The sequence below is a fragment of the Saccharopolyspora aridisoli genome (assembly GCF_004348445.1).
Lineage (GTDB): Bacteria > Actinomycetota > Actinomycetes > Mycobacteriales > Pseudonocardiaceae > Saccharopolyspora > Saccharopolyspora aridisoli.
The window spans coordinates 56,414-83,005 of record NZ_SMKV01000011.1; the positions used below are offsets into that span (position 1 = coordinate 56,414).

Genomic DNA, 26,592 nt, shown 5'->3' on the forward strand with positions numbered 1-26,592 from the left:
CCGACCGCGCAGTCCACCGATTACTTCGGGTGCCCGACCTCGTAGACGCCTTGGTCGTTCTTGACCGCGACCGTGACGACCTTGTCGGCGCCGTTGATCTGAACCTGGCAGTCGAAGCGGTGCCGGACCTCCACCGGCTCACCGTCCGGGCAGGTCACCGCACCGACGCCGGCGATGTTGTAGGAGCCCTTGAGCGTCTGCGTGACGCCCTTCTCCACGCTGGCCGCGTCGAACACCGAGCGCACGAAGAACCCGGGAGCGACGAAACCCAGCACCAGCACCACGGCGACCACCACGAGCACGCCCGAGCCGCCGAGGATCCACGGCAGCATCGGCCGCTTCTGCTTCTGCGGCACCTGCGGGAAGCCGAAACCGCTCGGCGACGGGTAGTACGGCTGCGGCTGGCCGTACCCGTAGCCGTAGGGCTGCGCGTACTGGGGCTGCTGGATCGGCTGCTGCTGCACCGGTTGCGCGGGGTACTGCTGACCCGCGTAGCCACCCGGCTGCGGATGGCCCGGCTGCATCCCAGGCCCCTGCGGTTGCCCCCACTGGGGGTAACCCCCTGGCGGGCCGTAGGGGGACGACATCTACACCTCCGGATGACTTCAGCTGGCGCGGCCGACTGCCAGTGATCCAACCACAGCCGGGTCACACACCCCCGGCGGCCACCACACCCCGGCGGATCGCGGTCACGGCCTTCGCCGCCGCCGAGCCGACCGGGTCCTTGGTGCCCATCACGTCGCGGACCTGGTCCAGCAGGTCGATCACCTGGCGGCACCAGCGCACGAAGTCGCCTGCCGAGAGCTCGTTACCGGCGGACTCGGCGGCGGTGAGCACCTTCTCCAGCGACTCGCCGCGCGCCCACCGGAACACCGGCCAGGCGAACCCCGCATCGGGCTCGCGGGTGCGGTCGAGCTTGTGACGGCGCTCGTCGTCCTCCAGCTCCGCCCACAACTGCCAGGTCGAGGTCAGCGCGTCGGTGATCGGCCCGGCCGGGACCTGCGGCGCAGGCCCTTCCCGCCGCGACTCGTAGACCAGCGAGGACACCACTGCCGCCAGCTCGGCCGGGCCGAGCCCGTTCCAGGTCCCCACCCGCAGGCACTCCGCGGCCAGCAGATCGGACTCGCTGTAGAGCCTGGACAGCCGCCGGCCGTGCTCGGTGACCTGCCCCGCCTGCGTCTCCACCTCGTCGGCGTCGTCACCGGGCTTGCCGTCCGGGGCGGGCAGGTAGTCGCGCTCGGTCAGCAGCGCCACGATCCGGTCGAACGAGCGGGCCAGCGAGTGCGTGGTGCTGTTGACCTTGCGGCGCAGGTTCTCGTTCTCGCCGCGCAACCGCTCGTAGCGCTCGGCCCAGCGGGCGTGCGCCTCCCGTTCGTCGCAGCCGTGGCACGGGTGCGCCTTCAACGCCCGCCGCAAGCTCGCCAGCTCCGCGTCGTCGCTGGCGTCCGAACGCTTCCGCCCGCGACCGCCCGAGGAGCTCAACCCCGTGCTGCGCAGCGACGACGCCAGATCTCGACGGGACTTCGGCGATCGGGTGTCGACGTGCTTGGGCAGCTTGATCTTGCCCAGCGCCTCGACCGGCGAGGTGAAGTCGGCGACCGACAGCCGGCCCGACCAGCGGTCCTCGGTCACCACCAGCGGACGCGGCTCGCCCATCGGCTCCAGCCCGGGGTCGATCACCACCGCCAGCCCGGACCGGCGCCCGGCAGGCACCGAGATCACATCGCCCTTGCGCAACCTCTCCAGCGACTTGGCCGCCTCGGCGCGCCGCGACTGCCGGTTCTGCCTGGCCAGCGCCTTCTCCCGCTCCGAGATCCGGCGCCGCAGGTCGAAGTACTCGGCGAAATCGCCCAGGTGGCACTCCATCGCCTCGGTGTAGCCCGTCAGGGCCTCGGCGTTGCGATCGACCCGACGCGAGAGGCCCACCACCGACCGGTCGGCCTGGAACTGCGCGAACGACTGCTCCAGCAGGTCTCGCGCCGAGTCCTGGCCGACTCGCTGCACCAGGTTGACCGCCATGTTGTAGCCGGGGCGGAACGACGAGCGCAGCGGATACGTGCGCGTCGAGGCCAGCCCAGCGACCTGCTTGGGGTCCACGCCGGGCTGCCAGACCACCACCGCGTGGCCCTCGATGTCGATGCCGCGCCGCCCGGCACGGCCGGTGAGCTGCGTGTACTCCCCCGGGCTGAGGTCCACGTGCGACTCGCCGTTGAACTTCACGAGGCGTTCCAGCACGACCGTGCGAGCAGGCATGTTGATGCCCAGAGCCAGCGTCTCGGTCGCGAACACGGCCTTGACCAGGCCGCGCACGAACAGCTCCTCGACTGTCTCCTTGAACGCCGGCAGCAGCCCGGCGTGGTGCGCGGCCACGCCCCGCTCCAACGCCTCCCGCCACTCCCAGAAGCCCAGCACGCCCAGGTCGGCGTCGGGCAAGTTCGCGGTCCGCTCGTCGATGACCTCGCGGATCTCCTCGACCTCGGACTCGGACGTCAGGCGCAGCCCGGCCCGCACGCACTGCGCCACCGCCTGATCGCAGCCGTTGCGGCTGAAGATGAACACGATCGCCGGCAGCAGGCCCGCGGCGTCGAGGCTGGTCAGCATCTCCAGCCGGGACGGGGGTGAGAACCGGGGCGGACGCGGCCCCTTCCGCTTGTTCGGCGGGCCACCGCGACGGCCCCCGTAGGGCATGTGGGTGCGCGCCAGCTGCTGGGTGTGCCGCAGCAGCTGCGCGTTCATCGTCAACTCGTGGTCATCGGTCTCACCGCCGAACAGGTCGAACATCCGGGGCCCGACTTGCATGTGCTGCCACAGCGGCACCGGTCGGTGCTCGTCCACCACGACCGTGGTCTCACCGCGCACCTCCTGCAGCCACTCGCCGAACTCCTCTGCGTTGCTGACCGTTGCCGACAGGCTCGCGAGCTGCACGTAGTCCGGCAGGTGCAGGATCACTTCCTCCCACACCGCACCCCGGAACCGGTCGGCCAGGTAGTGGACCTCGTCCATCACCACGTAGCCGAGCTGGTCCAGCCCGCGCGAACCGGCGTAGAGCATGTTGCGCAGCACCTCGGTGGTCATCACGACCACCTGCGCGTCACCGTTGATCGAGGTGTCTCCGGTCAGCAGCCCCACCGCGTCGTTGCCGTACCGCTCGCACAGGTCGGCGAACTTCTGGTTGGACAACGCCTTGATCGGCGTGGTGTAGAAGCAGCGGCGCCCCTCCGACAGCGCCAGGTGCACGGCGAACTCGCCCACCACGGTCTTGCCCGCACCGGTCGGCGCGCACACCAGCACGCTCCTCCCGGCCTCCAGCGCCTGACATCCGGTGAGCTGGAAGGGGTCTAGTTCGAAGGACAGCTCCGCGACGAAATCGGCCAGTCTCGGATGGGCACTGCGGCGGGAATGCGCCGCGTACCCCTCGGCCGGCGAGAGCTTGGTCGGGTTGGAACGGCTGGCAGCCACGCACCAAGGTTTTCACATCACCCCGACCGGTGTCTCACAACGCTCACTTCGGGGGCTCGAACGAGCCGCGAGGCGCCGGGCCACCCTCGCCGCTCGCACCCGCGGGACTTCCGGTGCGCACCCCACCTGGCCGATGCGCCGCGAGGCCGCGACCGACGTGCTCGAGGCGTGGCGCCGAGGCCAAGCGGCCTCCCACCGGCACCGCCCGGCAAGAGCAGGTGTTCACACGTGCTTTGCGGCACACACCACGCTGAGCGCACCTGGCGTGCAGCGGATCGTCAGGGGCAACCGGGCCTGGGGTTCGCCGTCGGCGTACCCGAGCCAGCCGTTGTCACCGCCCAGGCGGAGCGACTTGGCGCGCAGCGTCGTCACCGCCGGGTGGTCGACGTGGCGTCCTGTGCGCAGCCTCGGCAGGATTCGCACGAGCTCCCGGCGCGGCACCCGCCCGACAACGGTCACGTCGAACAGGCCGTCGTCGTCCAGCGCGTCGGGGCAGATCGGGATGCCGCCGCCGTACCAGCCGGTGTTGCCCACCGCGATTAACGTGGCCTCGACGTCGAGCACTCCGCGCTCCGTCTCCAACCGCACCGGCCGGGCCCGCAGCCCCAGCAGCTCCCGCACCAGCGCGAGGTCGTAGCGGCGTTGCCCGCGCGGCCAGCGCATCCGGTTCGCCCTGGCGTTGACCTTCGCGTCGAAACCAGCGCACAGCACGGTCGCGAACCAGCCGGTGCCCGCGATCTTGCCGAGGTCGATGCGCCGCCGCGCACCAGCGGAGATGGCCTCGGCCGCAGCCCGCGCGGCCGCCACCGGCTCGCGCGGGATGCCCAGGCTCCGGGCTAGGTCGTTGCCGGTGCCCGCCGGGATGATCGCCAGCGAGGTCGACGACTCCGCGCACGCCTGCACGGCCAGGTGCGCGATGCCGTCACCGCCGACCACGGCCAGCACATCGGCCTTGTCCTCCACCGCGCGCCGCACGGCGGATGCGGTTCCCGACGTGTTGGTGGCGATGACGGTCCGCACCTCGCACGCAGCGCGAAGGTGGTCGGTGAGTTCACCGACCACCTTCGCGGGAAGACCACCACCGGCCGCGGGGTTGATCACCAGGACGCAACGCATGAGGATGCATCTAATCCCACCCGCGCCCCCGTTGGCCAGGGTTCGAGGGGTTGTGACCGTCAGGTGATGTCGTCGTGCTTCTGCGGTGCCGACGGTGTCGTGTCCAGCTTGGACGCGAACGGATCGACCTCGGACGCCTCGTCGAGGCCGACCCCGGTCAGGCCCTCGGCCTCCATCTTCTTGGCCTTGCGCCGGTCGTGCGAACGGCAGATCAGCGCAGCGAACAAGAACAGCAGCGACAGCGCCGCCGACAGCGCCAGCATCGAGAACGGGTCCTGCCCGGGCGTGGCGATCGCGGCGAACACGAACAGCGCGAACACCAGCCCCCGCCACCACCTGCGCAGCTTCTCGTAGGTGACGACACCCGCGCGGTTGAGCATCACCAGGATCAGCGGGAGCTCGAAGCTCACACCGAAGATCACCAGCAGCAGCAGCATGAAGTTGATGTACTTGCCACCGGTGAGCGCGGTGAAGAACGCCTCGCCACCGAAGCCCGCCATGAATCTCAGCGCCTCGGGAACGACGAAGTACGCCAGGACCGCACCCGCGACGAACAAGATCGTCGCGAAGAAGACGAAGGTCCGGGCGAACTTGCGCTCCTGGCTGTAGAGACCAGGCGTGATGAACGCCCACAGCTGGTACAGCCACACCGGGCTGAACAGGATCGCGCCGACCGACAGACCCACCTTCATGCGCAGCATGAAGATCTCGAACGGCTCCGTCTGCAACAGCTGGCAGGTCCCGTTCGGGCTCAGCCGCTGCTCCACGGGAAGTGCGCAGTACGGCCCGAGCAAGATGTCACCGAGCGTCGGCCAGCCGAACGGCGCGGTGGAAAACCAGATGAACCCGAGGATGGCTCCGATGACCACTGCCGTCATCGCCACCCCGAGCCGGTAACGCAGCTCGAAGAGGTGATCGATGATCGTCATGGTGCCGTCGGGGTTGTGCCTGCGTCCCCACCGACGGCGATCATTGCGGAACGGGTTCAGGCGACGCAGTGGACTGTCACCCACTTCGCTAGCCCCGTCCTCAGTCAGTTCTTCTGTTCGTTCTGCTGCTTGTCCTCGACCGGCGAGGTCGCCGGCGGAGTGCTCGGCTCACCGGCCGTCAGCTCCGGCTTCTGCTCCTTCTCCGACTGAGCCTTCTTCGCGGCCTCTTCGTCGGCCTTCATGCCGCGCGCCTCAGCCTTGAACACCCGAGCGGACTGCCCCAGAGAACGGGCCATCTGCGGGAGCTTGGTGGCGCCGAAGAGCAGCACCAGAACCAAGACGATGAGGACCAGCTCCCAGCCACCTGGCAAACCCATCCGTACACAACCTTTCGTGATGTCCCTGCTAGGCGCTAATGGTACGCGGGGCAGGGGTCGGCAAGTAGGGCCGCTTCTGCTTCTCGTCAACCGCGACGGCGCTGCGAGAGCACCACCTTGAGACCCGCTACCCGCGCTTTGACCATTCCGCTGCGGTCAGCGAGATCGTGGGTCGCCCCCCGCTGCACGCGCCGGAAGCGACGCACCTCCATCAATGTCCTGACCAGCAGGAACACCAGCAGGACGCAGCCTACGGCCAGCAGCACGAGAGTCCACACGAACGGCACGCTGTTCACCGTATCGGGCTCAGGTGGACGGAAGGTGACGGGTCCGCCTCAACGCGGCATGGGCTCGTTGACGCACGTCATCCCGCAGCTCCCCGGGACTGAGCACCGCGACCTGGCCGCCGAGGCCGAGCAACAGCCTGGTCATCCACGCGCTGTCGGCGTAGCGCATCCGCACCCGGGCCCGGCCGCCCGGGAGCTCTTCGACCTCGTCGACCTGGTAGTACTCGGCGACCCACCGGGCGTCCGGTTCCAGTTCGACCTCGGCGACCCGCTGGTCGGGCGCGGGTTGGAACAGACCTGCGGAAACGTCCGTCGGCTCGGCTTCGGACGGCGGCTCGGCGGGCTCGTCGAGCAGCTGGGCCGCATCGATGCGGTCCAGCCGGAACATCCTGACGCCGTGCGCGCTGCGGCACCAGGCCTCCAGGTAGCTGCGGCCGTCGACCAGCAGCAACCGCATCGGGTCGACCGTCCGCTCGCTGATCTCGTCGCGCGATGCCGTGTAGTAACGGATCCGCAACGCTTTGCCACCGGTGACGGCGGACTGGGCTGTTCGGCGCACCTCCGAGTCGACCGACTCCTCCGCGCCGAGACCGATCACCACCCCGGACGGGCGGGCCTGGCCGACCGCGTTCTCCACCTTCGCCAGCGTGCGCTGCACCGCGTCGGAGTCGGGAACCCCCGGAGTGTCGGCGAGCGCCCGCAGGGCCACCAGTAGCGACGTCGCCTCGGAGGCGGTCAGCCGCAGCGGTCGCCGCATGCCCGCGTCGTAGGTGACGGTGATCGAGTCGCTGTCGAAGGACAGGTCGATCAGGTCACCGGGCCCATATCCGGGCAGCCCGCACATCCACAGCAGCTCCAGGTCCTTGCGCAGCTGCTGCGGGGTGACGCCGAAGTCGGTGGCGGCGTCGGCGATGGGGATGCCGGGGCGGCTGAGCAGGTAGGGGACCAGGGCCAGCAGCCTGGGCAGGCGTTGCGTCGCGCTGGTCATCGCCGTCCCTCCCCCGCCGCGTCCAGGTGGATCTCGTTGACCGCCTTGCGCAGGGTGTCGGGTTGCAGGACGGCGACGTCGGGCCCGTACCCGGCGAGCCAGCTCGCCGCGGACTCCGGGTACTTCACGTCCAGCTCCAGCACCTCGCCGGGGTCGCCGTCGAGCTCCCTGCGCTCGACCGCCTTGCCCATGCGCCGCACGCCGTGCGCACGACCGTCGGCGACCCACACGCGGGACGGCGTCGGCGGCGGTGGCTCCCGCTGCTCGCCTGCGACCATCCGCAGCAGGTCGACCTCCTGCGGCCGCTGCACGACTCCGCTCTTGCCGACCGCGCTCACCTGTCCCCGGATGCGGGAGAGCCGGAAGCAGCGCGGCGCCTGCCGATCGCGGTCGTAGCCGACGACGTACCAGCGTCCGCGCCAGGACACCACTCCCCAAGGCTCGACGGTGCGGTGCCGGACCTCGGTGCTGCTGGGGCGTCGGTAGTCGAACTCCACGACGCGCCCGGACTGCACGGCCGAGTGCAGCGCGCCGAAGGCGGGTTCGCTGGTGCGCACCTTCGGTTCGACCGCGGCCGAGGCGCGTTCGTCCACGTCGACGCCAGCGGCGCGGAGCTTGAGCAGCGCGCCCTGGGCGGCGGAGGTGAACTCCGGGGAGTCCCACAGCCGGACGGCCAGCGCGACGGCGGCGGCTTCGTCGGGTTCGAGGTCGATGTCGCCGAGCTCGTAGTCGCGCCGTGCGATGCGGTACCCGTCGGCGCTGTCGAACGCCGAGTTGCGACCGGTCTCCAGCGGTATCCCCAGGTCTCGCAGCTCGGCCTTGTCCCGCTCGAAGGTCCGGAAGAACGCCTCGTCGGAGGGCGCGTCGGCGTACCCCGCGACGATATGACGGATCCGCTCTGCGGTGAGGTACTGACGGGTCGACAGCAGGCAGAGCACCAAGTTCACCAAGCGTTCAGCACGCACAGTGGCCACTCCGAAACTCTAGCGCCGAAGCATTCGATCATGAGTTCGGGTATCGGCGTGTCTTCGCAGAACACCCATTCGATCGACAACCGGTTTTGATCGCCACGCCGGTGCGGGACCCGCCCGGGCAGCCTCTACAGCGCAACCAAGTGGGCGGTCACCGGCATGGCGCAGAACAACGAGCGGAGTGCGCGTGGGCACGGGAGTCAGGGTCACCACCGTGCAACCGGGCATGCTCGAAACGGGCATGACCGCGGACCGAGCGGACGTCCCGCCAGCTGATCCCGGAGGACATCGTCAGGGGTGTCCTCCACACCCTGGCGCAACCGGCGACGGTCGACGTCAACGAACAGACGATCGCCCCCGATGGGCCAAGCAGCTGAGAGGCGGGAACGGCGCCGTGGCGAGCACGGGTCGACGCGGTGCTCGGCCACAGAGCCGTCCAGCCCCTGCGGAGGTCCCGAACCGAACGGCCCTACAGCGAGTTGATCAGCCGCTCGACCCGCTCATCGACCGCCCTGAACGGGTCCTTGCACAGCACGGTCCGCTGGGCCTGATCGTTGAGCTTGAGGTGCACCCAGTCGACGGTGAAGTCCCTCCCGGCGGCCTGAGCAGCGGCGATGAAGTCGCCGCGCAGCTTGGCCCGGGTGCTCTGCGGCGGGGTGTCCTTGGCGGCCTCGATCTCGCCGTCCTCGGTCGCCCGGTCCACCAGGTCCTTGCGCTGCAGCATGTCGAACAGCCCGCGTCCGCGCCGGATGTCGTGGTAGGCGAGGTCGAGCTGCGCGATGCGCGGGCTGGACAGCTCCAGACCGTGCTTGCTGCGGTAGCGCTCGAGCAGGCGGAGCTTGATCGCCCAGTCGACCTCGCGATCGACCAGCGAGTAGTCCTCCTGCTCGACGGCGTCGAGGGTGCGGCCCCACAGCTCCAGGATGCGCTCGGACATCGGGTCGGAGCCGCGCCGCGCGACGTGGTCGACGGCGCGGCTGTGGTACTCGCGCTGGATGTCCAGCGCCGAGGCTTCCCGGCCGCCCGCCAGCCGCACCGTGCGGCGCCCGGTGAGGTCGTGGCTGATCTCCCGGATCGCCCTGATCGGGTTGTCCAGACTGAAGTCCCGGAACTGCACGCCCTGCTCGACCATCTCCAGCACCAGGTTGGCCGCCCCGACCTTGAGCAGGGTGGTCACCTCGGACATGTTGGAATCGCCGACGATGACGTGCAGCCGCCGGTAGCGCTCGGCGTCGGCGTGCGGCTCGTCGCGGGTGTTGATGATCGGCCGGGACCGCGTGGTGGCGCTGGAGACGCCCTCCCAGATGTGCTCGGCCCGCTGGGAGAGGCAGTACACGGCCCCGCGCGGGGTCTGCAGCACCTTCCCGGCGCCGCAGATGAGCTGGCGCGTCACCAGGAACGGAAGCAGCACGTCGGCGATGCGGGAGAACTCGCCGGAGCGTCCGACCAGGTAGTTCTCGTGGCAGCCGTAGGAGTTGCCCGCTGAGTCGGTGTTGTTCTTGAACAGGAAGATGTCCCCGCCGATGCCCTCGTCGGAGAGCCGGCGTTCGGCATCGATGAGCAGGTCTTCGAGGATGCGCTCACCGGCTTTGTCGTGCGTGACCAGCTGGGTCAGGTCGTCGCACTCGGCCGTGGCGTACTCGGGGTGGGACCCCACGTCGAGGTAGAGGCGGGCACCGTTGCGCAGGAAGACGTTCGACGACCTCCCCCACGACACGACCCGCCGGAACAGGTACCTGGCCACCTCGTCCGGGGACAGTCTGCGCTGCCCGTGGAACGTGCAGGTGACCCCGAACTCGGTTTCGATGCCGAAGATCCGCCTCTGCATGTCTCCACACTAGGCGCAAAACCGCCCTCGCGGCGGTCCGCCGTTCGGGCAACTGTCGAAAAGAGTTCTGCTGATTTTGGTAGCAGGCCGTCACCCACCCAGTTGCGCACGCCACCGCACGGAGCAGCCGAAATCGCCGTACATCCGTACGATTTCCCGGGATGTGGGCGGCCCGTCCCACCGCGAACGACATCGCTCCCGCACCCGAGGCGGGTGCGGGAGCGATGGATCCTCGGCCGGGTCACTTGCCAGGCGGGGACACCTCGCCGCCGTCGGAGGACTCGACGGAGTCCTCAGTCGACGTCGGCAGCAGGGCCGTCAGCGCGGCGCCCTGGATGCGGCGGAACGTCCGGTTGGGACGGGCGCGGTCGAGGACCGCGACCTCCAAGGCCTTGGTGCCCAGTTCCCGCGCGGAGTCCCCACTGGACGAAAGTCCCTTGACGGCGACGCGGATGGCGTCGCCCAATTCCATTCCCTCGCTGAAGGAATCCTTCAACGAGCTGGTGATCGTGTCCGCTTGACCGCCCATCACCACGTACTGCGGTTCGTCCACGATGGACCCGTCGTAGGTGAGCCGGTACAGCTGGTCGGACTCGGCGGTCGCGCCCACCTCCGCCACGCAGATCTCGACCTCGAACGGCTTGATCTGCTCGGTGAAGATCGCGCCCAGGTGCTGGGCGTAGGTGTTGGCCAGCGACCGCCCCGTCACGTCACGCCGGTCGTAGGAGTAACCGCGCACGTCGGCGATGCGCACCCCGGCGACCCGCAGCGCCTCGAACTCGCTGTAGCGGCCCACCGCGGCGAAACCGATGCGGTCGTAGATCTCGGAGACCTTGTGCAAGGTCGGAGACGGGTTCTCGGCGACGAACAGCACCCCACCGGCGTACTTGAGCACCACCACGCTGCGGCCCCGGGCGATGCCCTTGCGGGCGAGCTCGGAACGCTCCCGCATCAACTGCTCGGGGGAGGTGTAGAACGGCATCGTCACGGCTTCTGCACTCCTGAATCTGCTCGCTGTGGCAGGCGGGATCGTGGGACGGCGCTGGTCAGCCGCCCGGGTTCTCCAGGCGTCCGTTGACCACGGCGGTGGCGATCTCGGAAGTCTGCTCCTCGGTCAGCCGCACCGCGCCCTCGGCCGCGGTGATGGTGATGACCGACGGGTAGATCCGCCGGGACACGTCCGGGCCACCCGTGGCGCTGTCGTCGTCCGCCGCGTCGTAGAGCGCCTCCACCGCGGCGCGCGCGGCGGTGTCCAGGTCGGCGTCCGGGTCGAAGCGCTTCTTCAGCGCCGACTTGGCGAACTGCGAGCCGGAACCGACCGCGTGGTAGCCGCCGGCCTCGTTGTAGCGACCGCCGACGACGTCGTAGGACACGATCCGGCCTGCGCGGTCGGGGTCGTCGGCGTCGGTGTCGTAACCGGCGAACAGCGGTACGACCGCCAGGCCCTGCATCGCCGCCGACAGGTTGCCGCGCAGCATCGTGGCCAGCTTGTTGGACTTGCCGTCCAGCGACAGCGAGATGCCTTCGAGCTTCTCGTAGTGCTCCAGCTCGACCGCGTAGAGCTTCACGAGTTCCTGCGCCACACCGGCCGTTCCGGCGATGCCCACCGCCGAGTAGGCGTCGGTGACGAAGAGCTTCTCCATGTCCCGCTGCGCGATGACGTTGCCCATCGTCGCCCGGCGGTCACCCGCCAGCAGCACGCCGCCGCGGAAGGTCACCGCGACGATGGTGGTGCCGTGCGGCGCCTGCACCGTGCCCTCGGGTGACTTGCGCCCGCCCGGCAGCAGTTCTGGTGCGGCGGCTTGGAGGAAGTCGGTGAACGACGAGGATCCGGGGGTCAAGTAGGCGGCGGGAAGCGCCTGCCCGGGGAACTGGGCCGAGCTCTGGTCCATCAGCGACATCGTCTCCGTTCTCACAGGACTCCTGCGACAGGATGCACTTTAGTCATGATCGAGTGCGCAGCGAGCGGCACCGGGCCGGTGCTACTCCGGCCCGGTGACCGGTTCTCGCAGGATCACCGCCTGGGCGCACCGGCGGCCGGGCGCCTACTGGCCGCCCTTCTGCACGTAGGCGCGCACGAAGTCCTCGGCGTTCTCCTCCAGGACGTCGTCGATCTCGTCCAGGATGGCGTCGACGTCCTCGCCGAGCTTTTCGCGACGTTCCTGACCGGCGGCCTCCGGTTCGTTCTCTTCTTCGCCGTCGCCGCCGCCCTGCCGCTGAGCCTTCTCCTGAGACATCTCGCCTCCCGGTGGTTTGAAGTCCAGAACTCCCCCGGGATCAGGGGCGTCCTGCCTTGAACACTACCTATCCGACCACTCGTTCGCCCACGCCCAGCCGGGCGTCTTTGACGATCTTTCCGACTACCTGACGTGCGCGGAACGTGGTCGTAGCGGGTCACCCCTTCGTCAGCGAGTCGACCAGTTCCTCGGCGCTGCTGCTGGCTTCGAGCAGGGCTCCGACGTGGGCCTTCGTGCCGCGCAGCGGTTCCAACGTCGGGATGCGCACCAGCGATTCCCGGCCGAGGTCGAAGATGACCGAGTCCCAGGACGCGGCGGCGACCTCCGACGGGTAGCGCTCCAGGCAGCGACCGCGGAAGTAGGCGCGGGTGTCCTCCGGCGGAGCGGCGACGGCTTCCTGCACCTCTTCCTCGCTGACCAGGCGTTTCATCGAACCCCGGGTGACCAGCCGGTTGTAGAGGCCTCTGTCCAGCCGCACGTCGGAGTATTGGAGGTCGATCATGTGCAGCCGGGGCGAGGCCCAGCCGAGGCCGTCGCGGCTGCGGTAGCTCTCCATCAGCTGCAGCTTGGCCGGCCAGTCGAGCCTGTCGGCGCAGGACATGGGGTCGGTGCCGAGCATGTCGAGCACCTCACCCCAGGTGTTGAGCACATCGCGCGAGGCCCGCTCGGCGCCGTGCGCGTCGAGGAACTCCGAGGCCCGCTCGTGGTAGGCGCGCTGGAGGTCCAATCCGGTGAACCGGCGACCGTCGGCGAGCTCCACGGACTGCTTGAGGGTGGGGTCGTGGCTGATCAGGTGCACCGCCTGCACCGGGTCGGCCAGCTTGAGATCCTCGAAACGCACCCCGCCCTCGATCATGTCCAGCACCAGCGCAGCGGTACCGAGCTTGAGGTAGGTCGAGGTCTCGGCGAGGTTGGCGTCGCCGATGATGACGTGCAGCCGCCGGTACTTGTCGGCGTCGGCGTGCGGTTCGTCGCGGGTGTTGATGATGCCGCGCTTGAGGGTGGTCTCCAGGCCGACCTCGACCTCGATGTAGTCGGAACGCTGGGAGAGCTGGAAGCCGGGCTTCTCACCCGACTGGCCGATGCCGACCCGGCCGGACCCGCACATCACCTGCCGGGAGGCGAAGAAGGGCGTCAGACCGCCGATCACCGAGGTGAACGGGGTGCTGCGGGCCATCAGGTAGTTCTCGTGGGTGCCGTAGCTGGCGCCCTTGCCGTCGACGTTGTTCTTGTAGAGCTGTATGGGGGCGGTGCCGGGCACGCTGGCCGCGCGCAACGCGGCCTCCTCCATCACGCGTTCGCCTGCCTTGTCCCAGATGACCGCATCCCGCGGATTGGTGACCTCGGGCGCGGAGTACTCGGGGTGCGCGTGGTCGACGTAGAGGCGCGCGCCGTTGGTGAGGATGACGTTGGCCGCGCCGAGGTCGTCGCCGTCCGAACCGTTGGACTGCTGCGCCGCCGAGCTCAGGTCGAACCCGCGCGCATCGCGCAGCGGCGACTCCACCTCGTAGTCCCAGCGAGCCCGTCTGGCCCTCGGGATCTCGGCCGCCGCCGCGTACGCAAGCACGATGTGGGTGGAGGTCAGCACCGGATTGGCGCTGGCATCGCCAGGTACGACGATGCCGTACTCCACCTCGGTTCCCATGATCCGCCGCATACCTCGCAGGGTACGGGGTATCGGCGGCGGAGCAGAGTGCTTGAAGCCACAGGTTCGCCGATCGTGCATTCCGGCGTTGCGCCAACCGGGTGGCACGATCGTGGTGTGGGCATGGGCGAGGAGCAGGTCGCGCTGTACGACGCGGCCGGGCGTGTCGTGGGCCGGGCGTCGAGGCGCGAGGTGCGCGAAAGGGGGTTGTGGCACGCGGCGACGGCCGTGCTGCTGCTCTCCGGCGATGAGCAGCGCATCTACCTGCACCGCCGCACCGACACCAAGGACGTCTACCCGGGCTTGCACGACTGCACCGCCGGAGGTGTGGTCGTCGCCGGCGAGGACCCGTTCGACGCCGCCCGCCGGGAGCTGGCCGAGGAGCTCGGCGTTCGCACCGAACCGGAGTTCCTGTTCCACGAGGTCTTCGAGCAGAACACCGTCCGCTACCACGGTTTCGTGTTCCAGGCGCGCTGGGACGGACCCGTGGTGCACCAGCCCGAGGAGGTCGCCGAGGGCTGGTGGATGCCCATCACCGAGCTGCCCGAGCGCATCGACGACCCGCTGTGGCCCTTCGTGCCCGACGGCCGTCAGTTCGCGCGGCGATGGCTGCAGGAGCGCGCCGCGCGCTCCTGAGCGCCCCTCAGTGCCACGGCAGCTGGGAGCGCTCGCCCCAGTAGGTCGCAGCGTCGGTGGCCAGTGACTTGAGGGTGGCCAGGTCCTGGTCGTCGAGTTCCACGCGCAGGGCCGCGAGGTTGGTCTCCAGCTGCTCGACGCTGGCCGGCCCGAGCAGCACCACGTCGGCCCACGGCTGGGCCAGGGCGTGGGCGACGGCGATGGCGTCCGGCCCGACGGCGTGGCGCGAGGCGATGGCGGCGAACTCGTCCGGCGGCTTCAGCGCCAGCCGGCCGTTGGCCATGGTCTCCTTGAGCAGCACCCGCCACCCGCCGGTGTGCACCTCGTTGAGGGTGCGGCCGACCGAGGGCTCGGCCGTGTTCCAGGTGGACTGCACGGCGCTGAACAGCTGCGTCCCGCCGATCTCCAGTTCCCACGCTCGTTCGATGGTCTCGGGCTGCGCGGCACCGCTGGTGGAGAAGCCGAGCCGCACTCCGGCGTCGCGGATGCGCGCCAGCTCGTGCTGCAGCTCCAGGTCCTCGAACAGCGGGCTGTCACCGGTCAGCGAGTGCACCTGGTAGAGGTCGATGCGGTCGCCCAGCAACGTGCGGGTCTCCGCCCACTGGGTGCTCAGCCGCTCCAGCGAGTGCTCCTTGATCTCGTGGACCTCGGTCTCGATGCGCCACTCGGCGACGTAGGCGTAGCCCCACTTGCTGGAGACGGTGACGTCTTCGTGGCCCCGCTCCCCCAGCCAGTCGGCCAGGAACTGCTCGGCGCTGCCGTAGGAGCGGGCGGTGTCGACCCATCGGATGCCGTGGGCGTAGGCGGCGTCCAGGACGGAGCGGGTGCGCTCCGCCATGGCCTCGGCCGTGCGCTGCTGGGGCAGCACGTCGGCCCGGCCGACGTTGATGTAAGCGGGCCTGCCCAGTGCGGCCAGCCCGAGTCCCAGCCGCTGCACCGGGTTCTGCGCGGGGATCATGTCCAGCAACGTATCCCGCCGCGAAGCCGCGCGCACGAGCTCGGGGCCGCCATCCCGGATGGAGGGATGGGCGGCCCCGAATCACCGTCGCCTCGACGACCGTTCGACCACGCGGAACGAGTCCAGCAGCTGGTCTACAGGTACTGGCCCGTGTTGGTGGCGGTGTCGATCGCTCGGCCGGATTCCTGGTTCTTCCCGCTGACCAGGGTGCGGATGTAGACGATCCGCTCGCCCTTCTTGCCGGAGATGCGGGCCCAGTCGTCCGGGTTCGTGGTGTTGGGCAGGTCCTCGTTCTCGGCGAACTCGTCGATGATGGCGTCCTGCAGGTGCTGCACCCGCAGGCCCGGCTGGTTGGTCTCCAGCACCGACTTGATCGCCGCCTTCTTGGCCCTGTCCACGATGTTCTGGATCATCGCGCCGGAGTTGAAGTCCTTGAAGTACAGGACTTCCTTGTCACCATTGGCGTAGGTGACCTCCAGGAACCGGTTCTCGTCGGTTTCGGCGTACATCCGCTCGACCGTGGCCTGGATCATCGCGTCCAGGCACGCGGCGTTGTCACCGCCGAACTCCTTGAGGTCCTCCTCGTGGATCGGCAGTTCGGTGGTGAGGTACTTGGAGAAGATGTCCTTGGCCGATTCGGCGTCCGGACGCTCGATCTTGATCTTCACGTCGAGCCGGCCGGGACGCAGGATCGCCGGGTCGATCATGTCCTCGCGGTTGGAGGCACCGATGACGATGACGTTCTCCAGGCCTTCCACACCGTCGATCTCGCTCAGCAGCTGCGGGACGATCGTGGTCTCCACGTCGGAGGACACACCGCTGCCGCGGGTCCGGAAGATCGAGTCCATCTCGTCGAAGAACACGATCACCGGCGTGCCCTCGGAGGCCTTCTCCCGAGCGCGCTGGAAGATCATCCGGATGTGCCGTTCGGTCTCGCCGACGAACTTGTTGAGCAGCTCGGGGCCCTTGATGTTCAGGAAGTAGGACTTCGCCTGACCATCGTCGTCACCACGTGCCGCGGCCACCTTCTTGGCCAGGGAGTTCGCCACCGCCTTGGCGATGAGCGTCTTCCCGCAGCCCGGCGGCCCGTAGAGCAGGACGCCCTTGGGCGGGCGCAGCTGGTACTGCACGTAGAGGTCGGAGTGCAGGAACGGCAGCTCCACGGCGTCGCGGATCTGCTCGATCTGCCCGGCCAGGCCACCGATGTCGCGGTAGCCGACGTCCGGCACCTCCTCGAGGGTGAGGTCCTCGACCTCGGCCTTGGGCACCACGTCGTAGGCGTAGCCGGCCTTGCTGTCGACCAGCAGCGAATCGCCGGCCTTCAGCCCCGAGTCGGCCAGGGGTTCGGTCAGCCACACGACGCGTTCCTCGTCGGTGTGCCCCATGACCAGCGCACGCGGGCTCTCGCCCTCGGCGTAGGACAGGACTTCCCGGAAGGTGCACACCTCACCGGTCTGCTCGAACGCACCCGCCTCGACCACCGTCAGGGCCTCGTTGAGGCGCACCGACTGCCCCAACCGCAGGTCCCCGGTCTCGACGTTCGGCGACACCGCCACCCGCATCTTGCGACCGGAGGTGAATACGTCGACCGTGCTGTCCTCGTAGGCGTGCAGGAACACGCCGTACCCGCTCGGGGGCTGGGCGAGACGGTCGACCTCCTCGCGCAGCGCCATCAGCTGGCCCCGCGCTTCCTTCAGGGTCTCGGTGAGTTTGGCGTTCCGTTCGGTGAGCTGGCTCACTCTCTCGGATGCCTCGGCCAGCCGCTTTTCCAGCAGGCGCGCCTGTTGAGGGGACTCGTTGAGCCTGCGGCGAAGCAGTGCGACCTCGTCTTCGAGAAGACGGATCTGGCTGCGGAGCTCCACGGAGCCCGCACCCTGCTCGCCGTCGCCCTCCTCAGGCCGGCTGCCGGGACGGTCGTGCTGCATATCGGCACCCTCCTCCCGTGCTCGTACCACCACGGTACCGGCGATCACCGACGACGGCGGCGTCGTGAAGTGTCCGCCGGATCGCCCAGCGTGCCACAGAAATCTCCGAATACACACGCTCTAAACATGGTCGTTCGCGGCGCGTTGCATCCTGGCTGGTCGGGGCGGATACGGTGGGTTGTCGATCATGGTCCGTTCGATACTCCCGGACAACTCCCCGACACCCCTGCGGAATCCCCGCGACCACGGGTTTTTCCGTTGCGCCACAGCGATCGTGTGCGCTCTGCGATCATCCGGGTTAACGACTCCGGCAACCGGGTGGCATTTCCAGCCGGAACCGTCGCACTTCTCCCATCATCTGGAACAACTTGACGCGTCCCGACATTCCGGACTCCGTCGTCGCGGTGCGGACGTTGTAATCCGGATACTCCGCACCCGCGGATCCTAGGGCTCTGGTCTACTTACCGCCGCTAGCGCAGAACCGGCGTCGAATGCCGCAAGAACACTCCTGGGAGGAGTCCATGACCTATCCGCCGCAGCAGCCTGGACAGGGCGGGTGGGCGCAGCAACCCACGGGGAACGAATTCCCCCCTCAGCCTTCCGGTCCCCCGCAGCAGCAGCCCAACTGGTACGGCAACCAGCACACCGGTTGGGGCCAGCAGGGCTCGGAGCAGGGACAACCTGGTCAGATGCACCCGGGTCAGCCGCAGCCCGCGCAGCCGCCGCAACCCGGTCAGCCGATGCCCCCGCAGTGGGGCAGCGAGTACGGCCCCGGTTCGTGGCTGAAGGAGCCCGGGGGCTTCGGCGACGTCGAACCGCCTGCACCGCAGAAGTCGAAGCTGCCGATGGTCCTGGGGCTCGTCGCGGCCGTGCTGGGGCTCGCCGGAGCGGGTGTCGGCGCCTACTTCTGGCTCGGCAGCGGTCCGGGCGAACCGCGTCCGGTGGCCCAGGAAGTCGTGGCCAAGGTCAACGCGGGTGACTTCGGCACCGTCGGCGAGCTGTTCTGCGAGTCCAACAAGACCCAGCTCGACACCGCCATCGGCCAGCTCAAGCAGTGGAAGTTCGATGTCCGGCTCGGCGAAGTCACCCGCAACGGTGACAAGGCATCGGCGGACCTGACCGGGACCTACGAGGCCGACGGGGCGTCCCAGCCAGTGGACCAGACCATGGGCCTGGTCGTCGAGGACGGCGAGTGGAAGGTCTGCGACCTCGGCCAGTAGCCGGGGCATCGAGGGGAACAACAGAAGAGATGCAGGGGGAACACCAGTGACGTACCCACCGCAGCAGCCGCCCGGCCAGGGCGGATGGGGGCAGCAGCCCGGTGGCCAGTACCCGCAGCAGCCCGGCGGGCAGTTCCCGCCGAGCGGCGGCCAGCAGTACCCGCAGCCCGGCGGTGCCTACCCGCCCAGCGGCGGCCAGCCGTACCCGCAACAGCCTCAGGGGGGCTACCAGCAGCCGCCGTACCCGAGCCCGTACGGCCAGCCCGGCTACGGCCAGCCGCCGAAGAAGAGCCCGTTGCCCTGGGTCCTGGGTGGTGTGGGCGGCCTGGTCGTCATCGGCCTGGTCATCGCGCTCGTCCTGGCCTTCACCGGCGGGCCCGGCGATCCTCGCCCGGTCGCGCAGCAGGCCGTGGACATGATGAACGCCAAGGACTTCGCCGGTCTGCAGGGCGTCAGCTGCAAGGAGGAGCGGGCGGGCTTGCAAGAGGTCATCGACACGATGGAGGGCAAGGGCGGCGACGTCGCTCAGCTCAAGGAGTTCGGGCTCACCGACGCCGACGTCAAGAAGTTCATCGATGGGATGACGTTCCAGGTGCGGCTCGGCGAGGTCGAGGACAACGGCGACAACACCGCGAGGGCGAAGATCTCCGGCGAGATGCGCTTGACCGGCCAGGTCATGGGCCGAGACCTCAGCGAGATGCCGCCGACCCCGCTGAACCAGGACTTCAAGATGGTCGTCGAAAGCGGTGACTGGAAGATCTGCTGACGCGCTGAACAGCTGGAACGGCCCGCTCCGGACTCATCCGGGGCGGGCCGTCCTGCGTCGTGTCAGCCCTTGCTGGGGCGGCGTTGGACGCGCGGTGGGGTGACGCCGTCGGCGAGGCGCCGGCTGGTGAGAAGGAACGCCGTGTGGGCGACCATGCGGTGTTCGGGGCGGACGGCCATCCCGACGACGTGCCAGGGGCGCAGCAGCGTCTCCCACGCCTGCGGCTCGGTCCAGTTCTGCTGCTCGCGGATCGCCTCGGTGACGCGGGAGAGCTGGGTGGTGGTGGCCACGTAGACGATCAGCACGCCGCCGGGGTTGAGCTTCTCCTTGACCAGCTCCAGCACGTCCCAGGGCGCCAGCATGTCCAGCACGATGCGGTCGACGGGCTCGCCGTCGTACTCCAGCAGGTCGCCGAGCCGCAGGTCCCAGTTCTCCGGGATCTCGCCGAAGAAGCGCTTGACGTTGCGCTCGGCGTGCTCGTGGTGGTCCTCGCGCACCTCGTAGGAGGTGACGCTGCCCTCCGGGCCGACCGCGCGCAGCAGTGAGCAGCTCAGCGCGCCGGACCCGGCACCGGCCTCCAGCACCTTCGCGCCCGGCCTGATGTCGCCCCACATCAGGATCTGTGCGGCGTCCTTCGGGTAGATGACCTGGGCGCCGCGCGGCATGGACAGCACGTAGTCGGCCAGCAGCGGGCGCAGCGCCAGGAACGAGGTGCCGCCCGCGGAGACCACCACCGAACCCTCCGGCTGCCCGATCAGGTCGTCGTGCGCGAGCGCGCCGCGGTGGGTGTGGTACTCCCCTCCCGCTTCCAGCACGACCGTGTACTTGCGCCCCTTGGGGTCGGTCAACTGGACCCTGTCGCCGGGCTGGAACTCACCGCTGACGGTGCTGCTCAACTGCTGCCTACCTTCTCCACGCTCGCCTGACGTGCTCGATGCACGGCGAACCATCGTCGCAGATGGGCGGGCCTCTACCCCCGGCGGGAGCGCAGCGCCGAGCGCAGGTCCTCGCGGCAGAGGACTCCGCTGGGCCTGCCCTCCTCGTCGATGACCAGGAACTGCCAGGCGAGCACCGTCTGGACCCGCTCCAGGACGGCGTCCGGGGATTCGCTGTCGAGGAGGATCGTGTCCGCCTCGACCGGCTCCGCGGCGCGTTCGGCGGGTTCGTTGGGGGCGTGGGTGGCCAGCCGCTCGGCGGCGGTCTGGTCGAGCAGGCCGACCGCGATGCCGTCGGCGCGGACCAGCACGACGCCGCGTCCTGCCGCAGCCATCAGCGCGTCGGCGACCGGGCTCTCGGCGGGCAGTTGCAGCACGGGGCGCACCAGGTCCGACAGCTCCAGGCCGCTGGGCCACCGGCGACGCTGCTCCGCCTGGTGCTCGGCGCTGGCCCCGGCCACGACGAACCAGGCCATGAGCACGCACACGCCTAGCCGCAGCCACTGGTCGTCCGCGCCGTTGAACAGCCCGATCAGCGCGTAGACCAGCAGTGCGACGGCGACAGCTCCAGCACCCACGACACCGGCGGTGGTGCCCGCGACGCGACGACCGGTGATCCGCCACAGCAGCGCGCGCAGCATCCGTCCGCCGTCCAGCGGCAGGCCAGGCAGCAGGTTGAACACGCCGACGGCCAGGTTCGCCACGCAGGTCTGGGCGACCAGCAGCCAGATCGCGCCGCCCGGCGTCATGGCGTACCAGGCGATCCCGGTAACGCCTGCCAGCAGCAGCGACACCGCCGGGCCGGCAGCGGCGATCAGCCCTTCCTGCGCAGGCTTGGGCGGCGTGCGGGAGATCTCGGAGAGGCCGCCGAGCAGGAACAGCCGCACGCGGCGCACCGGCAGTCCCATCCGCAGCGCGACGATGCAGTGGCCGAGTTCGTGCAGCAGCACCGAAGCCGCCAGCAGCACCGTGAACACCGCCGCGAGCACTGCGCTCTCCCACACCCCGGCGCCCGGGAGGATGCGACCCACCATCGGCGTGTAGAGCAGCACTATGAGCGCGGCGCCGAGCCACCACGAGACGGACAGCAGCACCGGAACTCCGGCCACCCGGCACAACAGCAGCCCCCCGTCGTTGAGCCTGGGCCGGACGGGCGAGGAAGCGGTCGGCGGCATGTGCGAAGGGTAGTAGGTCGGAAGTGAGAGAGCTGTTGCGCCCGGGTGGCGTGATCGGAGTTCCTGCGGATTTCGCCACCACGCCCATCCCGTGCCGATCTCCTGTCAGGGGGCTTCGTTAGGGTCAGTGCTCATGGCTGAGACCGCGCAGCAGGAACCCGAGCAGGCGACCCGCAGGCGTCCGGCGCTGTCGCCTTCGCGGGCCGGTGATTTCAAGCAGTGCCCGCTGCTCTACCGCTTCCGCGCGGTGGACCGGCTGCCGGAGAAGGCCACGCGCGCGCAGGTGCGCGGCACGGTGGTGCACTCGGTGCTCGAGCGGCTCTACGGCCTGCCCACCGAGCAGCGCGACAGGCAGAAGGCCGGGGACTTGCTGGCGCCGGCGTGGGAGGAGGTCCTCGCCGAGCAGCCGGAGCTGGCCGAGCTCTTCGAGGGCCCGGACGATCCGGAGCTGGCCAAGTGGCTGAAGTCCGCGAGCGGGCTGCTCGACGCCTACTTCGAGATGGAGGACCCGCAGCGGTTGCAGCCGGAGGCGTGCGAGCTTCGGGTGGAGACCGAGCTCCCCTCCGGGGTGCTGCTCCGCGGCTTCATCGACCGGGTGGACGTCGCGCCGACTGGTGAGATCCGCTTGGTGGACTACAAGACCGGCAACGCGCCGCGCGAGATCGGCGAAGCCAAGGCGATGTTCCAGATGAAGTTCTACGCCTTGGTGCTGTGGCGGTTGCGCGGCGAGATCCCCCGCCAGCTGCTGTTGATGTACCTGGCGAACAAGCAGAAGCTCGCCTACGCCCCCGACGAGGACGAATTGCGCCGCTTCGAGCGAACTCTCGAAGCGATCTGGCAGGCGATCCTGCGCGCGGGCAAGACCGGGGACTTCCGGCCGAATCCGAGCAAGCTCTGCGACTACTGCGACCACAAAGCACTCTGCCCGGCGTTCGGCGGAACCCCGCCGCCCTACCCGGGCTGGCCGGAAGACCCTGCGACGAGCGAAGAATCGCTCCTCGACCGCACCGACTGACGGCAACGGAGAAGCCCTGCAAGCCGCCGTCAGGCAAGCGTCGCAGGCGCCTCATCCGTGCCCTCGCACACCGCCGCGGGTTCTCAGACGCCTCCTCGGGAAGGCAGCCGCAGCGCCATGCATCGGCATGCACACGTCTCGGCTCCCGGAGCGAGAAGGCGTCCGAGCCCGCTTCTGGCACCGCCGAGCAGAACGATCACGGAGTGATCAGTCCTCGTACGGGTCGTAGTTGGCCGCCGTGCCGAAATCACCGGCCTGGCTCGGGTCGATGACCGCGAAACGAGCGCCGGTGGGGTCCCGGAGGACCGCCATGCGGCCGATGCTGGAGTCGTACGGATCGACGCGGACGCGACCGCCGTTGGCGATGGCGGTGCGGACCAGTTCGTCGGTGCCGATCTCGGCGTCCACGCCCAGGTACAGCAGCCAGTGCGGCTGCGTGGACTCGGTGATGAAGTCGCGGATCATGCTGACCCGCGCCAGCACCGATTCCTCGCCCAGGTACCAGACCGAGTAGTCCGAGCGGTTCTCGGTGCCGAACTGCTCCGCGGTGTAGCCGAAGAGCTCTTGGAAGAAGTTGTCGGCGGTCTGCGCCTTGATGGTGACCAGCTCGGCCCACATCAGGGTGCCCGGCAGACCGACGTCGAACTGCCAGGACTCCTCGGGCTCCAGCAGCCCGAACTCCGCATCGGAAGGACCGACCAGCACGGCCTTGCGTCCCACTCTGGGCACCGAGTTCAGCGGGACGGTCTGCACCGCGCCGTGCTCCTCGGCCTCGGCGACCTTCTCGGCGCAGTCGGCTGCCGCGAGGTAGATCCGCCACATCGACTGGTCACCGGCGGCGGCGCGCAGGCTGGCCACCGCGAACCCGTCGCGCAGCGCGATGACGTGCTCCCCGGAAGCGGGGTCGGAGTGGGTCTCGTACTCCCAGTCGAACAGGTTCGCGTAGAACTCTCGCCCTGTCCAGGTTGGTGGTGATCAGCTCGATCCAGCAGGGCATTCCTGCGTAGAGCTGCCACTGCGGAGGCGTTTTCCCCGGGACCACTACTGCCATATGCGTGCCAACCCCCATGGGCGTCGTCCAAGATCGTCACGATCGAAGGTACGCCTCACGTGTGACAACCGCGGAGACGCAGGACCAACTCGCGCTCGCCTCGCCCAGCCTCTCTCGGCGTGGGCGAGGCGAACACGATCGGGAGAACGGTTCGCCCGAATGGAGCACCACGGGGCAGTTCGGGTCCGAACCGCCCACGAACAACGTCAGTTCGGACCAGAACCGCCCGTCACAAGCGGCAGGCGCGGATGTCCGAGGACAGGATCGCTTTCGCCCCCACGGCCGCGAGGCGGTCCATGATCGCCGGGGCGTCCTTGCGGGACACCATGGCGCGGACCGCGACCCACCGCTCATCGGCCAGCGGTGCCATGGTCGGCGACTCCAGGCCCGGAGTCATCTTCGTGGCGTCGTCGAGCAGGTCCTTCGGGCAGTTGTAGTCCAGCATCACGTACTGCTGCGCGAACACCACGCCCTGCAGCCGCGCGATCAGCTGGTTCTTCGCCTGCACCTGGTCGGAGTCGCGGCGCTCGATGACCACGGCCTCGGACTTGCAGATCGGGTCGCCGAGCGCCACCAGACCGTGCTGGCGCAGGGTGCGGCCCGAGCCGACGACGTCGGCGATCGCGTCGGCGACGCCGAGCTGGATGGAGATCTCCACCGCCCCGTCCAGCCGGATCACCTCGGCGGTCACCCCGTACCGGGCCAGGTCGTCGGAGACCAGCCGAGGGTAGGAGGTGGCGATCCGCTTGCCCTGCAGGTCGGCCACGTTCCACTCACCGGCATCGGCGGGCGCCGCGTAGCGGAAGGTCGATCCGCCGAAGCCCAGCGCCAGCCGCTCGTCGACCGGAGCCCCGGAGTCCAGCGCCAGATCGCGGCCGGTCAAGCCGAGGTCGAGCTCGCCGGAGCCGACGTAGATGGCGATGTCCTTGGGCCGGAGGAAGAAGAACTCGACCTCGTTGGCGTCGTCGATCACGGTCAGGTCCCGCTGCTCATGGCGCTGCCGGTACCCGGCTTCCGCGAGCATCTCGGACGCGGGACCGGCAAGCGTGCCCTTGTTGGGCACTGCAACGCGCAGCATCGAACCTGTTCTCCTCGTGCTCGGTGTTAATCTACAGGTAGCGGTAGACGTCCTCAAGGGACAGTCCGCGACCCAACATGATGACCTGCAGCCGGTAGAGCAGCTGCGAGATCTCCTCGGCGAGTTCCTCATCGGACTCGTGCTCAGCGGCCAGCCAGACTTCGCCGGCCTCCTCCAGGACCTTCTTGCCCTGGGCGTGCACACCGGATTCGAGCGCGGCCACCGTCGAGGAGCCCTCGGGGCGGGTCCGGGCACGTTCCTGCAGCTCGGCGAACAACTCGTCGAAGGTCTTCACAGTCCTCGATCCTTGCATCCGTCTTGGGCGGGTTCACATCGGACCCGTCCGTTTGCGGGCTCGATCACGGCCGATCAGCGGAAGCCGGTGGTGGCTTCCAGGACGGCGCCGAGCGTGTCCTTGATCATCGCAAGAGCGGCCCCGTGCGGGCTGGAGCGGCCTCCGGAGACCGTGATCTGGCCAGCGTCACCGCAGTCGTAGCGCACCGCCTTCTCCGGTCCGCGCAGCGCGCCCAGCGCGGAGGCCTCCGGCTCGGCCCACAACTCCACCCGAACCACGCCGGGCTCGTCGCGCACCGCGCCGACGACCTGCCGCAGCCTATGACCTGCGGGAACGCGCGGAAGCGGAGGGCTGATCGGCTCGGCGGAAACCTGGATCTCCGCCGGGTCCCAGCCCCACAGCAACGCGCTGAGCAGCCGGAGCTTGGTCGCCGCGTCGCTTCCCGAGAGGTCGCTGCTCGGATCGGCCTCGGCGATGCCCGCGCGCTGCGCTTCGGCGACGGCGACGTCCAGGTCCGCGCCGTCGGCGAGCCGGTCGAGGACGAAGGTGGCGGTGCCGTTCACGCAGCCGGAGACCGCGCGCACGTCGAAGCCCCGCAGCACCGATCGGGCCAGGTCACCGGCGGGCATCGCGGCGCCCGTGGCGCCCGAGACGCGCACCGACCGACCGGCGGCGTCCGCCGCTTCGGCGAGCCCGCTCCAGTGCGTGAGGAGGTGCGACTTGGTGGCGGTGACCACGTGCGCACCCGCGTTGAGCGCCTGCAGCGCCTCCCGTGCCGCACGGCCGTCGCCATCGGAGGGCACGGCCTGGGCGAACACCCGCGCGCCGGTGCGCTCCAGCAGCTCGGGCAGGTCGGTGAGCGGCCCCCACTCGCCCGCTTCGCGCTGGCGTTCCCGGCCGCGCACGGCCACCACCCGCAGGTCCAGGCCGTGCGGCCGCCCGCGTTCGGCGACGAGGTCGGCGTAGGCCCGACCGACCGGCCCGTGGCCGGCCAGCACGATCGGGACCGGAGCGGTCACGCGGCCGCGGTGAGCAGTTCGCCCAGCGCCGCGACGTCGACATCGGCCAGCGAGTCGCGCAGCGTGCGGCGGGGGCCGGGCGACAGCGGCACCTCGCACGGGATCGCCAGCACAGCGCAGCCCGCGGCCTCGGCGGAGGCGACACCGGTGGGCGAGTCCTCGACCGCGACGCAGTCGGCGGGGTCGACGCCGAGCAGGCGAGCGGCCTTGAGGTACGGCTCGGGATCGGGCTTGTTCTTGCCGTCGACCTCGTCGCCGCAGACGGTGACGTCGAAGGAGTCGTGCCCCAGGGTGTCCAGAGCCAGGTCGGTGAGCGGGCGGATCGTGGAGGTCACCAGCGCGGTCCGCAGCCCCAGCTCCTTGGCGCGCTGCAGCGCCTCCTCGGCTCCCGGCCGCCAGGGCAGGCCCTCGCCGAACAGCTCGGTCATGCGGCGCGCGACCCAGCTGGCGGCGCCCGCGATCTCGGAGTTCCCGTCGGGCAGGCCCAGGTCGATGAGCAGCAGGCGCATGCTGCGGGTCATGTTGGAGCCGACCATGTCCTCGCGGGTCTGCTGCGAGAGGCGCCCGCCTCGATGCGCCGCGTAGTCGTCGAGCGCGATCGTCCAGAGCTTCTCGGAATCGACGAGCGTGCCGTCCATGTCGAACAGCACCGCGGCGGGCTGAGCCACGCGAGCACTCCGTT

General features: G+C 69.6%; 26 protein-coding genes. 4 read left to right on the forward strand and 22 right to left on the reverse strand.

The window, feature by feature from the left end:
- Window positions 1–20: 20 nt before the first annotated feature.
- From E1161_RS11195 to dop, 13 genes are all read right to left on the reverse strand, one after another.
- Entirely contained in the window at window positions 21–524 is a 504-nt protein-coding gene (locus E1161_RS11195; protein WP_235874946.1) for a DUF4333 domain-containing protein, read from the reverse strand.
- A 124-nt stretch (window positions 525–648) separates the two neighbouring features.
- On the reverse strand, window positions 649–3,459 hold the full coding sequence (locus tag E1161_RS11200) for a DEAD/DEAH box helicase (protein ID WP_132622371.1): 2,811 nt from the start codon (window positions 3,457–3,459) through the stop codon (window positions 649–651).
- A gap of 222 nt (window positions 3,460–3,681) precedes the next feature.
- The gene (locus tag E1161_RS11205) at window positions 3,682–4,575 is read right to left on the reverse strand and encodes a diacylglycerol/lipid kinase family protein (RefSeq protein ID WP_132622373.1); all 894 of its coding nucleotides are present in this window, start codon (window positions 4,573–4,575) and stop codon (window positions 3,682–3,684) included.
- A gap of 59 nt (window positions 4,576–4,634) precedes the next feature.
- Entirely contained in the window at window positions 4,635–5,504 is an 870-nt protein-coding gene (gene tatC / locus E1161_RS11210) for a twin-arginine translocase subunit TatC (RefSeq protein ID WP_132622375.1), read from the reverse strand.
- A 104-nt stretch (window positions 5,505–5,608) separates the two neighbouring features.
- Window positions 5,609–5,881, reverse strand: a complete 273-nt coding sequence (tatA, locus tag E1161_RS11215) for a Sec-independent protein translocase subunit TatA (protein WP_093417273.1) — start codon at window positions 5,879–5,881, stop codon at window positions 5,609–5,611.
- Between the two features lie 86 nt (window positions 5,882–5,967).
- Window positions 5,968–6,168 (reverse strand): bacteriophage holin, encoded by a 201-nt coding sequence (locus E1161_RS11220; RefSeq protein ID WP_132622377.1) that lies wholly within the window; start codon window positions 6,166–6,168, stop codon window positions 5,968–5,970.
- Between the two features lie 19 nt (window positions 6,169–6,187).
- Window positions 6,188–7,156: a helix-turn-helix transcriptional regulator gene (locus E1161_RS11225; RefSeq protein ID WP_132622379.1), complete on the reverse strand. Its 969-nt coding sequence runs from the start codon at window positions 7,154–7,156 to the stop codon at window positions 6,188–6,190.
- Window positions 7,153–8,130: a helix-turn-helix transcriptional regulator gene (locus E1161_RS11230; protein WP_132622381.1), complete on the reverse strand. Its 978-nt coding sequence runs from the start codon at window positions 8,128–8,130 to the stop codon at window positions 7,153–7,155. Before E1161_RS11230 ends, E1161_RS11225 begins: the two co-directional genes overlap by 4 nt.
- Before the next feature lie 466 nt (window positions 8,131–8,596).
- Window positions 8,597–9,955: a Pup--protein ligase gene (pafA, locus tag E1161_RS11235; protein WP_132622383.1), complete on the reverse strand. Its 1,359-nt coding sequence runs from the start codon at window positions 9,953–9,955 to the stop codon at window positions 8,597–8,599.
- Between the two features lie 241 nt (window positions 9,956–10,196).
- Window positions 10,197–10,943: a proteasome subunit alpha gene (gene prcA, locus E1161_RS11240; protein WP_132622385.1), complete on the reverse strand. Its 747-nt coding sequence runs from the start codon at window positions 10,941–10,943 to the stop codon at window positions 10,197–10,199.
- Window positions 10,944–11,001: 58 nt separating this feature from the next.
- On the reverse strand, window positions 11,002–11,847 hold the full coding sequence (gene prcB / locus E1161_RS11245; protein ID WP_132622387.1) for a proteasome subunit beta: 846 nt from the start codon (window positions 11,845–11,847) through the stop codon (window positions 11,002–11,004).
- Between the two features lie 153 nt (window positions 11,848–12,000).
- Window positions 12,001–12,192 (reverse strand): ubiquitin-like protein Pup, encoded by a 192-nt coding sequence (locus tag E1161_RS11250; RefSeq protein ID WP_132622389.1) that lies wholly within the window; start codon window positions 12,190–12,192, stop codon window positions 12,001–12,003.
- Between the two features lie 157 nt (window positions 12,193–12,349).
- Window positions 12,350–13,849, reverse strand: coding sequence for a depupylase/deamidase Dop (dop, locus tag E1161_RS11255; protein ID WP_132622391.1), 1,500 nt, complete (start codon window positions 13,847–13,849; stop codon window positions 12,350–12,352).
- A 111-nt stretch (window positions 13,850–13,960) separates the two neighbouring features.
- Between dop and E1161_RS11260 the strand changes: the two genes are divergently transcribed.
- Complete coding sequence (locus E1161_RS11260) at window positions 13,961–14,473, forward strand: NUDIX hydrolase (protein WP_132622393.1); 513 nt, start codon at window positions 13,961–13,963, stop codon at window positions 14,471–14,473.
- A 7-nt stretch (window positions 14,474–14,480) separates the two neighbouring features.
- Here E1161_RS11260 and E1161_RS11265 read toward each other — a convergent pair whose 3' ends face one another.
- Window positions 14,481–15,431, reverse strand: coding sequence for an aldo/keto reductase (locus E1161_RS11265; protein ID WP_132622395.1), 951 nt, complete (start codon window positions 15,429–15,431; stop codon window positions 14,481–14,483).
- A gap of 134 nt (window positions 15,432–15,565) precedes the next feature.
- Window positions 15,566–17,356, reverse strand: coding sequence for a proteasome ATPase (arc, locus tag E1161_RS11270; protein ID WP_132622397.1), 1,791 nt, complete (start codon window positions 17,354–17,356; stop codon window positions 15,566–15,568).
- Window positions 17,357–17,877: 521 nt separating this feature from the next.
- On the opposite strand from arc, the gene E1161_RS11275 reads away from it, so the two are divergent.
- Together E1161_RS11275 and E1161_RS27120 are read left to right on the forward strand one after the other, a co-directional pair.
- Window positions 17,878–18,576: an Rv0361 family membrane protein gene (locus E1161_RS11275; RefSeq protein WP_132622399.1), complete on the forward strand. Its 699-nt coding sequence runs from the start codon at window positions 17,878–17,880 to the stop codon at window positions 18,574–18,576.
- Window positions 18,577–18,622: 46 nt separating this feature from the next.
- Window positions 18,623–19,342: a hypothetical protein gene (locus E1161_RS27120; RefSeq protein ID WP_165939755.1), complete on the forward strand. Its 720-nt coding sequence runs from the start codon at window positions 18,623–18,625 to the stop codon at window positions 19,340–19,342.
- Window positions 19,343–19,404: 62 nt separating this feature from the next.
- Here the strand turns inward: E1161_RS27120 and E1161_RS11285 are convergent, their stop codons facing one another.
- Both E1161_RS11285 and E1161_RS11290 read right to left on the reverse strand, forming a co-directional pair.
- Complete coding sequence (locus E1161_RS11285; protein WP_207920185.1) at window positions 19,405–20,238, reverse strand: tRNA (adenine-N1)-methyltransferase; 834 nt, start codon at window positions 20,236–20,238, stop codon at window positions 19,405–19,407.
- A gap of 74 nt (window positions 20,239–20,312) precedes the next feature.
- Entirely contained in the window at window positions 20,313–21,452 is a 1,140-nt protein-coding gene (locus tag E1161_RS11290) for a site-2 protease family protein (RefSeq protein WP_132622403.1), read from the reverse strand.
- 133 nt (window positions 21,453–21,585) lie between these two features.
- Here E1161_RS11290 and E1161_RS11295 point away from each other — a divergent pair, with 133 nt between their 5' ends.
- Window positions 21,586–22,467 carry a RecB family exonuclease gene (locus E1161_RS11295; RefSeq protein WP_132622405.1) on the forward strand — a complete coding sequence of 294 codons (882 nt, stop codon included), beginning with the start codon at window positions 21,586–21,588 and terminating at the stop codon, window positions 22,465–22,467.
- Between the two features lie 207 nt (window positions 22,468–22,674).
- On the opposite strand, the gene E1161_RS11300 is transcribed toward E1161_RS11295, so the two are convergent.
- The 5 genes from E1161_RS11300 to E1161_RS11320 all read right to left on the reverse strand — a co-directional run bounded on the left by E1161_RS11300 (window position 22,675) and on the right by E1161_RS11320 (window position 26,578).
- Window positions 22,675–23,325, reverse strand: a complete 651-nt coding sequence (locus E1161_RS11300; RefSeq protein WP_235874947.1) for a VOC family protein — start codon at window positions 23,323–23,325, stop codon at window positions 22,675–22,677.
- A gap of 422 nt (window positions 23,326–23,747) precedes the next feature.
- Window positions 23,748–24,596 carry an ATP phosphoribosyltransferase gene (hisG, locus tag E1161_RS11305; RefSeq protein WP_132622407.1) on the reverse strand — a complete coding sequence of 283 codons (849 nt, stop codon included), beginning with the start codon at window positions 24,594–24,596 and terminating at the stop codon, window positions 23,748–23,750.
- A 31-nt stretch (window positions 24,597–24,627) separates the two neighbouring features.
- The gene (locus E1161_RS11310) at window positions 24,628–24,891 is read right to left on the reverse strand and encodes a phosphoribosyl-ATP diphosphatase (protein ID WP_132622409.1); all 264 of its coding nucleotides are present in this window, start codon (window positions 24,889–24,891) and stop codon (window positions 24,628–24,630) included.
- A 74-nt stretch (window positions 24,892–24,965) separates the two neighbouring features.
- Window positions 24,966–25,910, reverse strand: a complete 945-nt coding sequence (locus E1161_RS11315; protein ID WP_132622411.1) for a homoserine dehydrogenase — start codon at window positions 25,908–25,910, stop codon at window positions 24,966–24,968.
- Window positions 25,907–26,578 (reverse strand): HAD family hydrolase, encoded by a 672-nt coding sequence (locus E1161_RS11320; RefSeq protein WP_268951382.1) that lies wholly within the window; start codon window positions 26,576–26,578, stop codon window positions 25,907–25,909. The genes E1161_RS11315 and E1161_RS11320 overlap by 4 nt, the downstream gene beginning before the upstream one ends.
- Window positions 26,579–26,592 lie beyond the last annotated feature (14 nt).